Below are 17746 nucleotides of genomic sequence, written 5' to 3' on the forward strand. Positions count from 1 at the left end.
CCATTACGGAGTGAGAAATTAGCACAACAACTTGCGAAATCCTCGTTTGCCCGCGGGCTGCCGTCGGGCCTAGGATCGGCCCACGATAGTTGACCTACTTCACGAGGAGTCACTCATGGGCGGCAAAGCAAGCTTCAACTGGATCGATCCCCTTCTGCTGGACCAGCAACTCACCGAAGAAGAGCGCATGGTCCGCGACAGCGCCGAGCAGTTCGCTCGGGACAAGCTGGCGCCGCGGGTGTTGGAAGCTTTCCGCCATGAGCAGACAGATCCGGCCATTTTCCGTGAAATGGGTGAAGTCGGCCTGTTGGGGGCGACCATTCCCGAGCAGTACGGCGGCAGTGGCCTGAACTATGTGTGCTACGGCCTGATCGCACGTGAAGTGGAGCGCGTCGATTCCGGCTATCGCTCGATGATGAGCGTGCAGTCGTCCCTGGTGATGGTGCCGATCAATGAGTTCGGGACCGAGGCGCAAAAACAGAAGTACCTGCCGAAGCTGGCATCCGGCGAGTGGATTGGTTGCTTTGGTCTGACTGAGCCGAACCATGGTTCTGACCCGGGTGCGATGATTTCTCGTGCACGCAAAGTGGATGGGGGCTACAGCCTGACCGGCAGCAAGATGTGGATCACCAACAGCCCGATCGCCGATGTGTTTGTGGTCTGGGCCAAGGATGACGCCGGTGATATCCGTGGTTTCGTTCTGGAGAAGGGCTGGAAAGGCCTGAGTGCTCCAGCTATCCACGGCAAGGTTGGCCTGCGTGCGTCTATCACCGGCGAGATTGTCATGGACAACGTATTCGTGCCGGAAGAGAACATCTTCCCGGATGTACGTGGGCTCAAAGGGCCATTCACCTGCCTGAACTCGGCGCGGTATGGCATCTCCTGGGGCGCTTTGGGCGCTGCGGAGTTCTGCTGGCACACGGCGCGTCAATACACCCTTGATCGTCAGCAGTTCGGTCGTCCTCTGGCGGCAACTCAGTTGATTCAGAAGAAGCTGGCGGACATGCAGACCGAAATCACCCTCGCCCTTCAGGGTTGCCTGCGTCTGGGGCGGATGAAAGATGAAGGAACGGCGGCAGTGGAAATCACTTCGATCATGAAGCGCAACTCCTGCGGCAAGTCCCTGGAGATCGCGCGTATGGCTCGTGACATGTTGGGTGGCAATGGTATCTCTGATGAGTTCGGCATTGCTCGTCATCTGGTGAACCTGGAAGTGGTCAACACTTATGAAGGCACCCATGACGTGCATGCGTTGATTCTGGGGCGTGCGCAAACCGGCATCCAGGCGTTCTATTAATAGGAGAGCGGCCATGGGCGCGTTATCGCATCTGCGGGTACTGGATTTATCACGGGTACTGGCCGGGCCCTGGTCCGGGCAGATCCTGGCGGACCTGGGGGCTGAAGTCATCAAGGTCGAACGTCCGGGCAATGGTGATGATACGCGCGCCTGGGGGCCGCCGTTCCTGAAGGATGCTTATGGCGAGAACACTACGGAGGCTGCTTATTACCTGTCGGCCAACCGTAACAAGCAGTCAGTGACCATAGATTTCACCCGTCCTGAGGGGCAGCAGTTGGTGCGTGAGCTGGCGGCCAAGTCAGATATCGTCATCGAGAACTTCAAGGTGGGTGGACTGGCGGCCTATGGCCTGGACTATGAGTCGCTCAAGGCGATCAACCCGCGCTTGATCTATTGCTCGATCACCGGGTTTGGGCAGACGGGGCCTTATGCCAAGCGTGCTGGTTATGACTTCATGATCCAGGGGCTGGGCGGATTGATGAGTCTGACCGGTCGGCCTGAAGGGGATGAGGGAGCCGGGCCGGTGAAGGTGGGGGTGGCCTTGACCGACATTCTGACGGGGCTGTATTCGACGGTGGCGATTCTGGCTGCCTTGGCTCATCGGGATCAGGGCGGCGCCGGGCAGCACATTGATATGGCGCTATTGGATGTGCAGGTTGCTTGTCTGGCCAACCAGGCGATGAACTACCTGACGACGGGGGTTGCTCCGAAGCGTTTGGGGAACGCTCACCCGAACATAGTTCCCTATCAGGATTTTCCGACCGCAGATGGTGATTTCATTCTCACCGTGGGGAATGACGGGCAGTTTCGCAAGTTTGCCGAGGTCGCAGGCCAGCCCCAGTGGGCGGACGATCCTCGGTTTGCCACTAATAAGCTGCGAGTGGCCAATCGAGCTGTGTTGATTCCGTTGATTCGCCAGGCGACGGTGTTCAAGACCACGGCCGAGTGGGTGAGTCAGTTGGAGCAGGCGGGTGTGCCTTGTGGGCCGATCAATGATCTGGCTCAGGTGTTTGCCGATCCGCAGGTGGTGTCCCGGCGGCTGGCGTTGGAGTTGCCGCATGCGTTGGCGGGAATTGTGCCCCAGGTGGCCAGTCCGATTCGTCTCTCCGAGACTCCGGTGGAGTATCGCCGTGCTCCTCCTTTATTAGGTGAGCACACGGCGCAGGTTCTGCAGCAGGTTCTGGGCATGAGGGGTGAGGCCGTAGAGGCGTTGAGGCAGTCGGGTGTGTTGTAGGTCTTCTCTTCTATATAGAGAGGTATGCGGCGTATCTGTACATGGCCTGCCAAGGCGGTCCTTCTGGGGCTATCTGAACTTATTCATAGAAAATTCAAATTAAAGGTTGACGGCAGATTCTACAGGTCTATAATTCGCCCCACTTCCGGCGCAGTCGAAACGGAAAACTCCTTGAGATTCAACGAGTTACGCGGTTTTCGGCAGCGGTTTCGCTTCAGTTCATCGAAGCCAGAAGCAGTTGGCAAGGCAGTGTTTTTCGCCTTGTTAACGATTCGATCCTCTCGGTCGAAAGCGGTTGAAAAGAGGTGTTGACAGCAGCGTGTAACGCTGTAGAATTCGCCTCCCGCTAACGAGAGATCGAAAGCGCAAGTGGTTGAAGTTGTTGAGGAAATCTTCAAAAACTTCTTAAAAAATCGCTTGACAGTAAATGAGGCTGCTGTAGAATGCGCGCCTCGGTTGAGACGAAAGATCTTAACCAACCGCTCTTTAACAACTGAATCAAGCAATTCGTGTGGGTGCTTGTGGGGTCAGACTGATAGTCAAAAAGATTATCAGCATCACAAGTTACTCCGCGAGAAATCAAAGATGTAACCAACGATTGCTGAGCCAAGTTTAGGGTTTTCTCAAAACCCAAAGATGTTTGAACTGAAGAGTTTGATCATGGCTCAGATTGAACGCTGGCGGCAGGCCTAACACATGCAAGTCGAGCGGCAGCACGGGTACTTGTACCTGGTGGCGAGCGGCGGACGGGTGAGTAATGCCTAGGAATCTGCCTAGTAGTGGGGGATAACGTCCGGAAACGGGCGCTAATACCGCATACGTCCTACGGGAGAAAGTGGGGGATCTTCGGACCTCACGCTATTAGATGAGCCTAGGTCGGATTAGCTAGTTGGTGAGGTAATGGCTCACCAAGGCGACGATCCGTAACTGGTCTGAGAGGATGATCAGTCACACTGGAACTGAGACACGGTCCAGACTCCTACGGGAGGCAGCAGTGGGGAATATTGGACAATGGGCGAAAGCCTGATCCAGCCATGCCGCGTGTGTGAAGAAGGTCTTCGGATTGTAAAGCACTTTAAGTTGGGAGGAAGGGTACTTACCTAATACGTGAGTATTTTGACGTTACCGACAGAATAAGCACCGGCTAACTCTGTGCCAGCAGCCGCGGTAATACAGAGGGTGCAAGCGTTAATCGGAATTACTGGGCGTAAAGCGCGCGTAGGTGGTTTGTTAAGTTGGATGTGAAAGCCCCGGGCTCAACCTGGGAACTGCATCCAAAACTGGCAAGCTAGAGTATGGTAGAGGGTGGTGGAATTTCCTGTGTAGCGGTGAAATGCGTAGATATAGGAAGGAACACCAGTGGCGAAGGCGACCACCTGGACTGATACTGACACTGAGGTGCGAAAGCGTGGGGAGCAAACAGGATTAGATACCCTGGTAGTCCACGCCGTAAACGATGTCAACTAGCCGTTGGGAGCCTTGAGCTCTTAGTGGCGCAGCTAACGCATTAAGTTGACCGCCTGGGGAGTACGGCCGCAAGGTTAAAACTCAAATGAATTGACGGGGGCCCGCACAAGCGGTGGAGCATGTGGTTTAATTCGAAGCAACGCGAAGAACCTTACCAGGCCTTGACATCCAATGAACTTTCCAGAGATGGATTGGTGCCTTCGGGAACATTGAGACAGGTGCTGCATGGCTGTCGTCAGCTCGTGTCGTGAGATGTTGGGTTAAGTCCCGTAACGAGCGCAACCCTTGTCCTTAGTTACCAGCACGTTATGGTGGGCACTCTAAGGAGACTGCCGGTGACAAACCGGAGGAAGGTGGGGATGACGTCAAGTCATCATGGCCCTTACGGCCTGGGCTACACACGTGCTACAATGGTCGGTACAAAGGGTTGCCAAGCCGCGAGGTGGAGCTAATCCCATAAAACCGATCGTAGTCCGGATCGCAGTCTGCAACTCGACTGCGTGAAGTCGGAATCGCTAGTAATCGCGAATCAGAATGTCGCGGTGAATACGTTCCCGGGCCTTGTACACACCGCCCGTCACACCATGGGAGTGGGTTGCACCAGAAGTAGCTAGTCTAACCTTCGGGGGGACGGTTACCACGGTGTGATTCATGACTGGGGTGAAGTCGTAACAAGGTAGCCGTAGGGGAACCTGCGGCTGGATCACCTCCTTAATCGACGACATCAGCTGCTTCATAAGCTCCCACACGAATTGCTTGATTCATTGAAGAAGACGATAGAAGCAGCTTTAAGCTCCAAGCTGATAGCTCCAAGCTAACAGTTACAAGCTCGAAATTGGGTCTGTAGCTCAGTTGGTTAGAGCGCACCCCTGATAAGGGTGAGGTCGGCAGTTCGAATCTGCCCAGACCCACCAATTTTGTTATGGGGCCATAGCTCAGCTGGGAGAGCGCCTGCCTTGCACGCAGGAGGTCAGCGGTTCGATCCCGCTTGGCTCCACCATAAACTGCTTCTGAAAGCTTAGAAATGAGCATTCACATTGAATGTTGATTTCTAGTCTTTTGATTAGATCGTTCTTTAAAAATTTGGGTATGTGATAGAAAGATAGACTGAACGTTACTTTCACTGGTAACGGATCAGGCTAAGGTAAAATTTGTGAGTAACTCTTAAGAGTTTTGCGAATTTTCGGCGAATGTCGTCTTCATAGTATAACCAGATTGCTTGGGGTTATATGGTCAAGTGAAGAAGCGCATACGGTGGATGCCTTGGCAGTCAGAGGCGATGAAAGACGTGGTAGCCTGCGATAAGCTTCGGGGAGTCGGCAAACAGACTTTGATCCGGAGATCTCTGAATGGGGGAACCCAGCCATCATAAGATGGTTATCTTGTACTGAATACATAGGTGCAAGAGGCGAACCAGGGGAACTGAAACATCTAAGTACCCTGAGGAAAAGAAATCAACCGAGATTCCCTTAGTAGTGGCGAGCGAACGGGGACTAGCCCTTAAGTGGCTTTGAGATTAGCGGAACGCTCTGGAAAGTGCGGCCATAGTGGGTGATAGCCCTGTACGCGAAAATCTCTTAGTCATGAAATCGAGTAGGACGGGGCACGAGAAACCTTGTCTGAATATGGGGGGACCATCCTCCAAGGCTAAATACTACTGACTGACCGATAGTGAACTAGTACCGTGAGGGAAAGGCGAAAAGAACCCCGGAGAGGGGAGTGAAATAGATCCTGAAACCGTATGCGTACAAGCAGTGGGAGCAGACTTTGTTCTGTGACTGCGTACCTTTTGTATAATGGGTCAGCGACTTATTTTCAGTGGCGAGCTTAACCGAATAGGGGAGGCGTAGCGAAAGCGAGTCTTAATAGGGCGTCTAGTCGCTGGGAATAGACCCGAAACCGGGCGATCTATCCATGGGCAGGTTGAAGGTTAGGTAACACTGACTGGAGGACCGAACCGACTACCGTTGAAAAGTTAGCGGATGACCTGTGGATCGGAGTGAAAGGCTAATCAAGCTCGGAGATAGCTGGTTCTCCTCGAAAGCTATTTAGGTAGCGCCTCATGTATCACTGTAGGGGGTAGAGCACTGTTTCGGCTAGGGGGTCATCCCGACTTACCAAACCGATGCAAACTCCGAATACCTACAAGTGCCGAGCATGGGAGACACACGGCGGGTGCTAACGTCCGTCGTGAAAAGGGAAACAACCCAGACCGTCAGCTAAGGTCCCAAAGTTATGGTTAAGTGGGAAACGATGTGGGAAGGCTTAGACAGCTAGGAGGTTGGCTTAGAAGCAGCCACCCTTTAAAGAAAGCGTAATAGCTCACTAGTCGAGTCGGCCTGCGCGGAAGATGTAACGGGGCTCAAACCATACACCGAAGCTACGGGTATCACGTAAGTGATGCGGTAGAGGAGCGTTCTGTAAGCCTGTGAAGGTGAGTTGAGAAGCTTGCTGGAGGTATCAGAAGTGCGAATGCTGACATGAGTAACGACAATGGGTGTGAAAAACACCCACGCCGAAAGACCAAGGTTTCCTGCGCAACGTTAATCGACGCAGGGTTAGTCGGTCCCTAAGGCGAGGCTGAAAAGCGTAGTCGATGGAAAACAGGTTAATATTCCTGTACTTCTAGTTATTGCGATGGAGGGACGGAGAAGGCTAGGCCAGCTTGGCGTTGGTTGTCCAAGTTTAAGGTGGTAGGCTGAAATCTTAGGTAAATCCGGGGTTTCAAGGCCGAGAGCTGATGACGAGTTACCTTTTAGGTGACGAAGTGGTTGATGCCATGCTTCCAAGAAAAGCTTCTAAGCTTCAGATAACTAGGAACCGTACCCCAAACCGACACAGGTGGTTGGGTAGAGAATACCAAGGCGCTTGAGAGAACTCGGGTGAAGGAACTAGGCAAAATGGCACCGTAACTTCGGGAGAAGGTGCGCCGGTGAGGGTGAAGGACTTGCTCCGTAAGCTCATGCCGGTCGAAGATACCAGGCCGCTGCGACTGTTTATTAAAAACACAGCACTCTGCAAACACGAAAGTGGACGTATAGGGTGTGACGCCTGCCCGGTGCCGGAAGGTTAATTGATGGGGTTAGCTAACGCGAAGCTCTTGATCGAAGCCCCGGTAAACGGCGGCCGTAACTATAACGGTCCTAAGGTAGCGAAATTCCTTGTCGGGTAAGTTCCGACCTGCACGAATGGCGTAACGATGGCGGCGCTGTCTCCACCCGAGACTCAGTGAAATTGAAATCGCTGTGAAGATGCAGTGTATCCGCGGCTAGACGGAAAGACCCCGTGAACCTTTACTATAGCTTTGCACTGGACTTTGAATTTGCTTGTGTAGGATAGGTGGGAGGCTTTGAAGCGTGGACGCCAGTCTGCGTGGAGCCATCCTTGAAATACCACCCTGGCAACTTTGAGGTTCTAACTCAGGTCCGTTATCCGGATCGAGGACAGTGTATGGTGGGTAGTTTGACTGGGGCGGTCTCCTCCTAAAGAGTAACGGAGGAGTACGAAGGTGCGCTCAGACCGGTCGGAAATCGGTCGTAGAGTATAAAGGCAAAAGCGCGCTTGACTGCGAGACAGACACGTCGAGCAGGTACGAAAGTAGGTCTTAGTGATCCGGTGGTTCTGTATGGAAGGGCCATCGCTCAACGGATAAAAGGTACTCCGGGGATAACAGGCTGATACCGCCCAAGAGTTCATATCGACGGCGGTGTTTGGCACCTCGATGTCGGCTCATCACATCCTGGGGCTGAAGCCGGTCCCAAGGGTATGGCTGTTCGCCATTTAAAGTGGTACGCGAGCTGGGTTTAGAACGTCGTGAGACAGTTCGGTCCCTATCTGCCGTGGACGTTTGAGATTTGAGAGGGGCTGCTCCTAGTACGAGAGGACCGGAGTGGACGAACCTCTGGTGTTCCGGTTGTCACGCCAGTGGCATTGCCGGGTAGCTATGTTCGGAAAAGATAACCGCTGAAAGCATCTAAGCGGGAAACTTGCCTCAAGATGAGATCTCACTGGGATCTTGAATCCCCTAAAGGGCCGTCGAAGACTACGACGTTGATAGGTTGGGTGTGTAAGCGCTGTGAGGCGTTGAGCTAACCAATACTAATTGCCCGTGAGGCTTGACCATATAACACCCAAGCAATTTGCGAACTCGAAAGAGGCCAGATTGCGGTGTGTGAAGACGAAACAAACCGAAAGTTTGCAGGCTCACAAAACACCAACTCTATTACATACCCATTCGCTGGCACGTTGCACAAGCAACGGACTGGCTACCGAATTTCTTGACGACCATAGAGCGTTGGAACCACCTGATCCCATCCCGAACTCAGAAGTGAAACGATGCATCGCCGATGGTAGTGTGGGGTTTCCCCATGTGAGAGTAGGTCATCGTCAAGATTAAATTCCGAAACCCCAATTGCGAAAGCAGTTGGGGTTTTGTCTATTTGTAGAAGTGACTGATTTTGCTGACACGTTCGACTTTGAGTCCAACGGATCGGCCACAGAATTTCTTGACGACCATAGAGCGTTGGAACCACCTGATCCCATCCCGAACTCAGAAGTGAAACGATGCATCGCCGATGGTAGTGTGGGGTTTCCCCATGTGAGAGTAGGTCATCGTCAAGATCAAATTCCGAAACCCCAACTGCGAAAGCAGTTGGGGTTTTGTTTTTGTGCTCGATAAAGGCTGATCAACGATCCACTATGCCCGAGCACCGTCGCCGCCCCCTATCTATCGCTCAAGACAACAATCGTTTTGGTTGCTGACGCGCCGCTGAAAAGGGGTAACGAAGGCTCTGGAACACCGTTCGGCGGGATTCGGCAAATTTAGGCGAGTAATTAAGATAAATCCCTAAGGGTTCGGGTGTTCTTGCCGAAAGACTGATAAGACATGCGTGCACCAAAGTAGAGCGGCTCGTCGCCTGCACTGTTACATGGAATGTTGCTTTACAGACGCATCCCCATTTTCGGCATAAGAAGTCCCATGAAATGAATCTCAAGTTCAGCCATAAAATCCTTTTGGCCGCCTCCGGCGTAGTGGTTCTGGCTTTTGCGTTGTTCACTTTGTACAACGACTACCTGCAACGAAACACTATCCGACAGAACCTCGAATCATCCATTCAGCAGGCCGGTGAGCTCACCTCCAGCAGCGTGCAGAACTGGATGAGCGGGCGCATCCTGGTGCTCGAGAACCTGGCGCAGAATGTGGCTCACCAGGGCCATAACGCAGACTTCCCGGGCTTGGTCGACCAGCCCGCCTTCACCTCGAACTTCCAGTTCACCTACGTTGGCCAGGCCAACGGCACTTTCACCCAGCGCCCCGACGCGAAAATGCCCGATGGCTACGATCCGCGCCAACGGCCCTGGTACAAACAGGCTGTAACCGCCGACAAGACCATGCTGACGCCGCCCTATATGGCGGCTGTCGGTGGCCTGGTGGTGACCATCGCCATGCCGGTGAAAAAACAAGGTGAACTGCTGGGCGTAGTCGGTGGCGACCTGAGCCTGGAAACCCTGGTGAAGATCATCAACTCCGTGGACTTCGGTGGCCTGGGCCACGCCTTTCTGGTCAGCGCCGATGGTCAGGTGATCGTCAGCCCGGACAAGGACCAGGTGATGAAGAACCTCAAGGACATCTACCCTGGTGCCAACGTGCGTATCGCCAGTGGCAACCAGGAAGTGGTCCTGAACAAACAGGAACGCATCCTGTCCTTCACCCCGGTGACCGGTTTGCCGAATGCCGAATGGTACATCGGTCTGTCCATCGACAAGGCCAAGGCCTACGCGCCGCTGAGCCAGTTCCGTACATCTGCCTTGATCGCCATGTTTATCGCCGTCGCGGTGATTGCGGTGTTGCTGACCCTGCTGATCCAGGTACTGATGCGCCCGCTGATCACCATGGGCCGAGCGATGCAGGACATTGCCCAGGGCGAGGGTGACCTGACCCGCCGCCTGGTGGTGGAAAGCAAGGACGAATTCGGCGAGCTGGGCAGCTCCTTCAACCAGTTCGTGGAGCGGATTCACGCCTCGATTTCCGAAGTGTCCTCCGCCACTCGCCAGGTACATGACCTGTCGCAACGGGTGATGGCCTCGTCCAACGCGTCGATCATCGGTTCCGACGAGCAGAGCGCCCGCACCAACAGCGTGGCAGCGGCGATCAACGAACTGGGGGCCGCCACCCAGGAAATCGCCCGCAACGCCGCTGATGCCTCACAACACGCCAGCGGCGCCAGCGAGCAGGCCGACGATGGTCGCCAAGTCGTGGAGCAGACCATCCAGGCCATGACCGAGCTGTCGCAGAAGATCAGTCTCTCCTGCACCCAGATCGAAACCCTGAACGCCAGCACCGACAACATCGGGCACATTCTCGATGTGATCAAGGGTATCTCCCAGCAGACCAACCTGCTGGCCCTCAACGCCGCCATTGAAGCAGCCCGTGCCGGTGAAGCCGGTCGTGGCTTCGCCGTGGTCGCCGATGAGGTGCGCAACCTGGCCCACAGAACCCAGGAATCGGCGGAAGAGATCCACAAGATGATCACTTCCCTGCAGATCGGCTCGCGCGAAGCGGTATCGACCATGAACGCCAGCCAGGTTTCCAGTGAAGAGAGCGTCGAGGTGGCCAACCAGGCCGGTGCACGACTGATCAGCGTGACCCAGCGGATCGGCGAAATCGACGGCATGAACCAGTCGGTGGCGGCAGCAACCGAGGAGCAGACTGCAGTGGTGGAGACCCTCAACGTCGACATCAACCAGATCAACCTGCTCAACCAGCAGGGCGTCGCCAACCTCAATGAAACCCTGAAGGACTGCGATGCGCTGTCGCAGCAGGCCAGCCGCCTGAAGCAACTGGTGGACAGCTTCAAGATCTGACCCTTCTCGGGTCCTTCCCTCAAGCCCGCTTCTGCATCACTGCAGGGCGGGCTTTTTCATGGGCGCTGTTCAGATCCGGTGTTCACCCAGCAGGCCCAGGTGAGTATTGATCACCTGCAGCAGGCGCTGGCGTTGAGACTTGATGAAGAAGTGGTTGCCGGCCACTTCGATCAGCTCGAATTCGCGCTCGGTGAACTCACGCCAGTTGAGCATATGGTTGACCGTCGCCAGAGGGTCCTCGCTGCCGTAGAAGGCCGTCAGCGGGATATCGAGGCAGCCGCTTGAGGTGTCGTACCAGGTTTCGAAGAGCTTCAGGCCATTGCGCAGCAAACGTTCGTAGGATTGCAGATCGTCCTGCCCCCGAGGCATCTCCAGCGGGCTGGCACCCAGGGTCAGGATGGCCTCGCGAAACGCTTCGATGGGCAGCGAGTGCAGCAAGGGGCGCCGGGGCGGGCTGTCGGGGCTGCGGCAGCCGGAAACGAACAGGTTGCGGATTTCGGTGAACGTGACCGAGCGTTTCGCTAATACGTGACCGGTGCTTCCACCCCGGTTGCGCGGGTTCTGGATTGTAATCGCATCGGTCACGATGCGGCTTGTTCCTCGGCTTTTTTTCGGCGCAGCGACTCGCCTTTCATCGTCAGTCGGTAGGCGTTGTGCACCAGGCGGTCGAGGATGGCATCGGCCAGGGTCGGGTCGTTGATCCAGCCGTGCCAGTGCTCGATGGGCAGTTGGCTCGTCAGGATGGTGGAGCGGCTGCCAGCGCGGTCGTCGATCACCTCCAGCAGGTCATGCCGGGCTCCTTCCTCCAGCGGGGCTAGCGCCCAGTCGTCCAGCACCAGGACGTCGACCTTTGCCAGCTGTTGCAGGGTACGGCCGAAGCTGCCGTCGCCATGAGCGATGCGCAGTTGTTCCAGCAGGCGCGGGGTGCGCAGGTACAGGGTGCTATAGCCCTGGCGGCAGGCCTGGTTGCCCAGGGCGCAGGCCAGCCAGGTTTTGCCGGCACCGGTCGGGCCGGTCAGCAGCAGGTTGTGCTGCTGGCGGATCCAGTCGCCACTGGCCAGGGTGGCGATCAGACGCTCGTCCAGGGCGCGTCCGGTGCGGCGGTCGAGATCTTCCAGGCAGGCGTTGGCGTACTTGAGCTTGGCCTTCTTGCGCAGCCGTACCAGGCGCTGGTTGTCACGCCAGGCCAGTTCGCGGTCGAGCAGTAGGCCGAGGCGTTCATCGAAGCTCAGGCTGTGGCTGGCCGGCAGCGTCCATTGCTCTTCCAGGGCGCGGGCCATGCCGTCCAGGCGTAGCTGGTGCAGTTGATTCAGGGTGTGTTGCGGCATCATCGAACAGCTCCTGTTGCGGGGGTTGGTAGTAGTCGGCGCCACGGACGTTCTCGTGGTCGCCGGGTAAGGTCGTTTCGGCGGCACGCTGGGGCAGCGGCTGTTGATCCAGGCCTTGCTGGAGCAGGTTGCGCACGCTGCGCCCGGTGAAGGCGCGCAGGTGTACGGCACGTTCGGCAGCGGCTTCCAGGCGTGCATTGCCATAGCGCCGGGCCAGCGAGAGCAGGCCGAGGCAGGCGCGGTAGCCCATCTCCGGGTGCGGCTTGTGGGTCAGTTGGTGATCGATCAGTTGGCGCGTGTAGGGGCCGATCCGCGCGCCCCAGTCGAGCAGGCGTTGTGGCGTCCATTCGCGATGCGCCTGGTGCGCCGCGGGCATGTGCTCGCGCTGGGTACTGTAAGCGCCGCGTCGCCCCAGCAGCAGGTGGCTGGCCACCCGCCGGTTGCCATGCAGCACTTCCAGGGTGTGTGCCGTCAGTCGCACGTCCACGTTCTGCCGGGCCAGGGCGGAGGGCACGCTGTAGAAGCTGCCATTGACCTCGATGTGGTAGTCGATGCTGACCTTGCAGCGCTTGAAGGTGGCGACCTCGTAGGGATGCACCGGCAGCGCTCGCAAGGCCGGGCGATCCAGGCGCTCGAACCAGTCGCGCCGGCAGCCATCGAGCCGCTTGAACGGGCGCCGATTCAGATCCTCCAGCAGCTCGGCGATGGCCTGGTTAAGCGCATGCAGGCTGAAGAACTGCCGATGGCGCAGCCGCGCCATGATCCAGCGCTCGACCACCTGCACCGCCACCTCGGCCTTGGCCTTGTCCTGAGGCTTGCGTGGCCGTGCCGGCAGGATCACCGTCTGGTAATGACGCGCGCACTCCAGCGTGGCCCGGTTCAGGCCCGGCTCGTAGCGATCCGGCTGGGCGACCAGGGCGCGCGGATTGTCCGGCACAACCATTTCCGGCACGCCGCCAAAGTAGGTCAGAGCCTGGCCCAGCGAGGTCAGCCAGTCCACCTGGGTTTCGCCTGGCGTCGCGCAGGCATAGGTGTAATTCGAGGCGCCCAGGGCGGCGACGAAGATGTGCGCCCGGCGCACTTCGCCGGTGGCCGGGTCGACCACCGGCAGCGTCGGCCCGGCATAGTCGATGAATAGCTTCTCGCCCGCACGGTGCAGCTGACGCATCGAACGTTTGAGCGTCTGGGCGTAGCGCCGGTAGTGCTCGACGAACTGGGTGTAGCGGTAGGTCGGCTGGCCCGCATGCGCGGCGAGATATTCCTCCCACAGCAGCTGCAAGGTCACGCCCTTGCGTCGCAACTCGCGGTGGATGCTCAGCACATCGGGCAGCACTCGCTCACCGCGCGGCTTGTTCGTCGACGTCGGTGCAAACAAGGCGGCCGCCAGCGCGGCCTCGTCCATGGCCACCAGCGCCGGCCAGTCCAGCCCGGCCACCCGCGCCGCCGCGATGTACTTGCTAACCACGCCCTTGGACAGCTGCAAGGCACGGGCAATCTTCTCGTGGGACAAGCCGGCCTCAAACTTGAGGCGCAGACATTCTTTGATGTTTCGCATGGCTACTCGCGGCGCCGCCATCTTCCTCTCCCGAAATCGGTCGAGGATGGCGGCGCATCAGGTCATGCGCAACGAAGGGGAAGGCTTTCGCTAAGTCGTGACCGGCGATTTCGGTAAGCCGTGACCACCTGTTTCGGAACAGGCGGAAAATCGGTCACGTTGCTACCGAAATGAGCGGTCACGCGTTAGCGAAATGACCGGTCACGATCAACCGAAACGGCCGGTCACGGTGCTCCGAAATCCGCAAACAGGTGGCGCGTCTGCTCTGGGAAACGCTCTTGAGCGTACTTGCAGGTCTCGTATGCCAGCAATGCGCCCAGGCCGTGGCCAAACAGCGCGTGGGGTTCGCCGAGCCAGGGATCGAGTGCTGCGAAAGTGTCTTTCAACAGGCTCGGCCAGTTGTCGCAGGGCGCCTCGTCACGACGCGGCCCGTGCCCGGGCAGGTTGATCAGCACTAGCTCGATATGATCGGCCAGGCTGTTGGACCATACCCGCAACTGCTCCGCAGCCGCGCCGGCCTGTGGAAAACAGATCAGGCGGATTCGGGAGGCTTGCCCTGAATTGATCACCAGCGTCCATTGTCGGGTGTCGGTGTACACAGCTTTTCCTTAAGCAAGGTGGCCCGTGGGTGGCTTCTTGGCGCAGACAAGAGGCTGTTCGACGGGGGACGTCCCAGTCCGTGAATGGTTTCTAACATAGTGGCTGACGTTGCTGAATGCACGTGGCGACAGGGTAAATTCGTCGGCTGTCGCTCAGGATACAAACGCGGCCTGAGGCTATTCTGTGAATGAACTGTGCAGGCCCTTCTCCGGTGACCAGTGATTGTAAGGTGCCATTGTCTTTTGCCGGGCCAGCCTTCACCATCAGCCGATTTACGACAGCTCCCATGGACTCATCGCATTGGCGGCACGTTTAGCTCTTTCTCGGACCCTGCGCTGGTTCTGCTCAGCATTGCTGCTGGCCGGTGCGCTGCTGGGCAGTCTGCACGCCGACTGGGATTTTTCCCTGATCAGTCAACGTGCCACGGCGCTTTACGGTCCCCTGGGCGAAGGTCAGCAACGTATCGACGCCTGGCAGCACCTGCTGGCGACGCAGAAGCAGGTCCCCGAGCGTGAGCAACTGAAAGTGGTCAACCTGTTCTTCAACAAGAACGTGCGCTACGTGGAAGATATCGACCTGTGGGGCCAGGTGGACTACTGGGAAACCCCGATCCAAGCCCTGTGGAAGGGCGCTGGCGATTGTGAAGACTACGCGATCGCCAAGTACTTCAGCCTCCGCCACCTGGGGGTGTCCAGTGACAAACTGCGCATCACCTACGTCAAGGCATTGCGCCAGAATCGCGCGCACATGGTCCTGACCTACTATTCCAGTGCGGACGCCATGCCGCTGGTGCTCGACAGCCTGGAGGACACCATCCGCCCGGCCAGCGAGCGGACCGACCTGTTGCCGGTGTACTCCTTCAATGCCGAAGGCTTGTGGCTGCCGGGCGCCAAGGGCAACAAACGGGTTGGTGACACCAAGCGCCTGTCCCGTTGGCAGGACGTGTTGAAAAAAATGCAGGCCGAAGGTTTTCCGGTCGAGACGACTAACTAGGAGCACGAGCTCAGATGTCTTTGTTTAAACAGCTGTTGATCGCAATCTGTGTGTTCCTGGTGGTCGCCTTCAGCGGCAGCTTCATGGTCAGCCTGGAAAGCTCGCGCACCCAATATGTCAATCAACTGCGCTCCCATGCCCAGGATGCGGCCACAGCCCTGGCCTTGTCGCTGACGCCGAACATCGATGATCCGGCGATGGTCGAGCTGATGGTCAGTTCGATTTTCGATAGCGGCTACTACTCCAGCATCCGGGTAGTGGACCTGGCCACCGACAAGACCATCGTCGAGCGCAGCGGCATTCCCGAGGTCGGCAATGTGCCCCAGTGGTTCGTCACGCTGATTGGTCTGGAGCCGGCCGGCGGCGACGCCATCGTCAGCCGTGGCTGGGAGCAGGCGGCTCGGGTCGAGGTGCTCAGCCACCCGATGTTCGCTGTGGCCAAGCTCTGGCAGAGCGCCCTGGGCAGCCTGGGTTGGCTGCTGATCTGTGGCGCGGTGAGCGCGGTGCTCGGTGCCCTGTTGCTGCGGCGCCAGCTCAAGCCACTGGACTACATGGTCCAGCAGTCCCATGCCATTGCCCGGCGAGAATTCCTCAGCCTGCCGCAATTGCCTCGCACCCCGGAACTGCGCCGCGTAGTGCAGGCCATGAACCAGATGGTGGAGAAGCTCAAGGCCCTGTTCCAGGAGCAGGCCGAACGCAGTGAAAAACTGCGCATCGAGTCGTATCAGGACAGCCTGACCGGGTTGGCCAACCGACGTTATTTCGAAATGCAGCTGCATGCCCGCGTCAGCAACCCGGAGCAGGCCAGCTCCGGTTACCTGCTGCTGTTGCGGGTCAAGGATCTGGCCGGCCTGAATCAGCGCCTGGGGGGCCAGCGCACCGACCAACTGCTGCAGGCAGTGGGTGAGCAACTGCTGCGCGAATGCAACAAGTACCCCGAGACCCATAACCTGGTGACCCGGGTCCGTGGTGGTGAGTTCGCTGTGCTAGCGCCGGGTCTGGTGCGCAATGAAGCCATCCAGCTGGCCCAGAGCCTGGAAAGCGCGCTGGGCAACCTGCATGCCACGGGCGCTACCGATGTTGCCGCTGTAGCTTCCATCGGCCTGGCAGCCTTTGCCCACGGTGATTCGCCCCAAGCAGTGCTCAGCCTCGGCGATCAGGCCCTGGCCCAGGCCGAAGGCCAGGGCGACACCCACTGGGCGTGCCTGGACCAGGGCACCGGTGCCCAGGTCGGCGACGATCACCATGCCTGGCATACCTGGTTGGACCGGGCGCTGTCGGAGCAACGCTTCCAGCTGTACTTCCAGCCGGTGGTGGCGGTCCAGGACACGGCGCGGGTGCTGCATTACAAGGTGCTTTCACGGCTGCTGGACGAGCAGGGCCAGGCCATTCCCGCCGGCCGCTTCCTGCCGTGGCTGGAACGCTTTGGCTGGACCTCGCGCCTGGACGTGCTGATGCTCGAGCAGGTCCTCAAGCAGATGGCCGGGCATGACCGCAGCCTGGCCCTGAACCTTTCAGCGGCCACCCTGGAAGATTCCCAGGCCTTGAGCCGGGTAATGGACATTCTGCGCCAGTACTCCGACCTAGGGCCGCGCCTGACCCTGGAGATCGGCGAGGAACAGTTGCCCGAGCAGGTCCAGCTGGAACAGTTGACCCGGCGCCTGCGGGAGTTGGGGTTCTCCCTGAGCCTGCAGCGCTTTGGTGGCCGCTTCAGCATGATTGGCAACCTGGCCCGCCTGGGCCTGGCTTATCTGAAGATCGACGGCAGCTACATCCGCAACATCGACCAGGAAAGTGACAAGCGCCTGTTTATCGAAGCCATCCAGCGCGCGGCGCACAGCATCGACCTGCCACTGATTGCCGAGCGGGTTGAAACCGAGGGCGAGCTGCGAGTGATTCGCGAGATGGGGCTGTACGGCGTGCAAGGGCAGCTGTTCGGCGAACCGGCGCCCTGGAGTTGAAAGCGCTTTCGCCGGCAAGCCGTCTCCTGGCGTAGGAGCCGGCTTGCCGGCGAAGAATCTCAGATCAATCCGGTTTCATCATCGTTGATCAACCGGCTCAAGCCTCCCAGGGCCACCCGGGCCTGGGTGCGATCCATCAGCTTGGCCTGGGCCGCCGTCGGCAGATCGGTGACACGAATCACGCCCTTGCTGGTCAGGACCTGAATCAGGTCGTCCAGAACCCGGATCATCTCCAGGTCGCTCTGCTTGAGTTGCTTGAGACTGACCTCCACCGCTTCATTGGCGAACCAGGTCTGGATCTCGAGGTGATCGGCAGGCAGCGTCTCGGTAGCCTCGGCGTATGCGGCGGCTTCCACCCGAATCAGCTGACCTTGCGCATCGCGTTGCACGTAGAACATGGCAAATCCCTCAGGCTTTTTATTCGGCGTCCGGCACTCAGCGACATAG

At 58.0% G+C, this 17746-nt stretch carries 10 protein-coding genes, 2 tRNA genes, 4 rRNA genes and 1 pseudogene; 12 read left to right on the plus strand and 5 right to left on the minus strand.

Going from position 1 to position 17746, the window contains the following annotated elements; translation table 11 throughout:
* Positions 1 to 115: 115 nt before the first annotated feature.
* The 10 genes and pseudogenes from BLV47_RS23955 (at position 116) to BLV47_RS37145 (ending at position 10862) form a co-directional block, all read left to right on the plus strand.
* Positions 116 to 1297 carry an acyl-CoA dehydrogenase gene (locus tag BLV47_RS23955; RefSeq protein ID WP_092318341.1) on the plus strand — a complete coding sequence of 394 codons (1182 nt, stop codon included), beginning with the start codon at positions 116 to 118 and terminating at the stop codon, positions 1295 to 1297.
* Between the two features lie 13 nt (positions 1298 to 1310).
* Entirely contained in the window at positions 1311 to 2531 is a 1221-nt protein-coding gene (locus BLV47_RS23960) for a CaiB/BaiF CoA transferase family protein (RefSeq protein WP_092318344.1), read from the plus strand.
* A 642-nt stretch (positions 2532 to 3173) separates the two neighbouring features.
* Positions 3174 to 4712 (plus strand): 16S ribosomal RNA (locus tag BLV47_RS23970).
* 123 nt (positions 4713 to 4835) lie between these two features.
* Positions 4836 to 4912, plus strand: a tRNA-Ile gene (locus BLV47_RS23975).
* Positions 4913 to 4922: 10 nt separating this feature from the next.
* A tRNA-Ala gene (locus BLV47_RS23980) sits at positions 4923 to 4998 on the plus strand.
* Between the two features lie 231 nt (positions 4999 to 5229).
* A 23S ribosomal RNA gene (locus tag BLV47_RS23985) occupies positions 5230 to 8121 on the plus strand.
* Between the two features lie 153 nt (positions 8122 to 8274).
* Positions 8275 to 8390, plus strand: a 5S ribosomal RNA gene (gene rrf, locus BLV47_RS23990).
* 112 nt (positions 8391 to 8502) lie between these two features.
* A 5S ribosomal RNA gene (gene rrf, locus BLV47_RS23995) occupies positions 8503 to 8618 on the plus strand.
* The 16S, 23S and 5S rRNA genes sit together here with 2 tRNA genes alongside, the layout of an rRNA operon.
* Before the next feature lie 363 nt (positions 8619 to 8981).
* A pseudogene (locus BLV47_RS37140) lies at positions 8982 to 10007 on the plus strand (HAMP domain-containing protein); the annotation flags it as partial.
* A 69-nt stretch (positions 10008 to 10076) separates the two neighbouring features.
* Positions 10077 to 10862 carry a methyl-accepting chemotaxis protein gene (locus BLV47_RS37145; protein WP_371920319.1) on the plus strand — a complete coding sequence of 262 codons (786 nt, stop codon included), beginning with the start codon at positions 10077 to 10079 and terminating at the stop codon, positions 10860 to 10862.
* 69 nt (positions 10863 to 10931) lie between these two features.
* Here the strand turns inward: BLV47_RS37145 and BLV47_RS24005 are convergent, their stop codons facing one another.
* From BLV47_RS24005 to BLV47_RS24020, 4 genes are all read right to left on the minus strand, one after another.
* Positions 10932 to 11447: a thioesterase II family protein gene (locus BLV47_RS24005; RefSeq protein ID WP_244168950.1), complete on the minus strand. Its 516-nt coding sequence runs from the start codon at positions 11445 to 11447 to the stop codon at positions 10932 to 10934.
* A complete protein-coding gene (gene istB, locus BLV47_RS24010) occupies positions 11444 to 12193 on the minus strand; it encodes an IS21-like element IS1474 family helper ATPase IstB (RefSeq protein WP_062838242.1) in 750 nt (249 codons plus the stop codon). The genes BLV47_RS24005 and istB overlap by 4 nt, the downstream gene beginning before the upstream one ends.
* Positions 12081 to 13766, minus strand: coding sequence for an IS21 family transposase (istA, locus tag BLV47_RS24015; RefSeq protein WP_062838241.1), 1686 nt, complete (start codon positions 13764 to 13766; stop codon positions 12081 to 12083). The genes istB and istA overlap by 113 nt, the downstream gene beginning before the upstream one ends.
* A 203-nt stretch (positions 13767 to 13969) precedes the next feature.
* Positions 13970 to 14344 carry a thioesterase II family protein gene (locus BLV47_RS24020; protein ID WP_244168951.1) on the minus strand — a complete coding sequence of 125 codons (375 nt, stop codon included), beginning with the start codon at positions 14342 to 14344 and terminating at the stop codon, positions 13970 to 13972.
* Between the two features lie 301 nt (positions 14345 to 14645).
* On the opposite strand from BLV47_RS24020, the gene lapG reads away from it, so the two are divergent.
* Positions 14646 to 15338, plus strand: coding sequence for a cysteine protease LapG (lapG, locus tag BLV47_RS24025; protein WP_092318350.1), 693 nt, complete (start codon positions 14646 to 14648; stop codon positions 15336 to 15338).
* 14 nt (positions 15339 to 15352) lie between these two features.
* Positions 15353 to 17299, plus strand: a complete 1947-nt coding sequence (lapD, locus tag BLV47_RS24030; RefSeq protein WP_092318353.1) for a cyclic di-GMP receptor LapD — start codon at positions 15353 to 15355, stop codon at positions 17297 to 17299.
* 59 nt (positions 17300 to 17358) lie between these two features.
* Here lapD and BLV47_RS24035 read toward each other — a convergent pair whose 3' ends face one another.
* Positions 17359 to 17697: a tryptophan synthase subunit beta gene (locus BLV47_RS24035; protein WP_092318356.1), complete on the minus strand. Its 339-nt coding sequence runs from the start codon at positions 17695 to 17697 to the stop codon at positions 17359 to 17361.
* Positions 17698 to 17746: the final 49 nt, after the last annotated feature.

This window comes from Pseudomonas saponiphila (genome assembly GCF_900105185.1).
Taxonomy (GTDB): domain Bacteria; phylum Pseudomonadota; class Gammaproteobacteria; order Pseudomonadales; family Pseudomonadaceae; genus Aquipseudomonas; species Aquipseudomonas saponiphila.

Coding starts and splice junctions, on each gene's coding strand:
- BLV47_RS23955 (WP_092318341.1), top strand. CDS start 116: ATGGGCGGCAAAGCAAGCTTCAACTGGATCGATCCCCTTCTGCTGGAC.
- BLV47_RS23960 (WP_092318344.1), top strand. CDS start 1,311: ATGGGCGCGTTATCGCATCTGCGGGTACTGGATTTATCACGGGTACTG.
- BLV47_RS37145 (WP_371920319.1), top strand. CDS start 10,077: ATGGCCTCGTCCAACGCGTCGATCATCGGTTCCGACGAGCAGAGCGCC.
- istB (WP_062838242.1), bottom strand. CDS start 12,193: ATGATGCCGCAACACACCCTGAATCAACTGCACCAGCTACGCCTGGAC.
- istA (WP_062838241.1), bottom strand. CDS start 13,766: ATGGCGGCGCCGCGAGTAGCCATGCGAAACATCAAAGAATGTCTGCGC.
- lapD (WP_092318353.1), top strand. CDS start 15,353: ATGTCTTTGTTTAAACAGCTGTTGATCGCAATCTGTGTGTTCCTGGTG.
- BLV47_RS24035 (WP_092318356.1), bottom strand. CDS start 17,697: ATGTTCTACGTGCAACGCGATGCGCAAGGTCAGCTGATTCGGGTGGAA.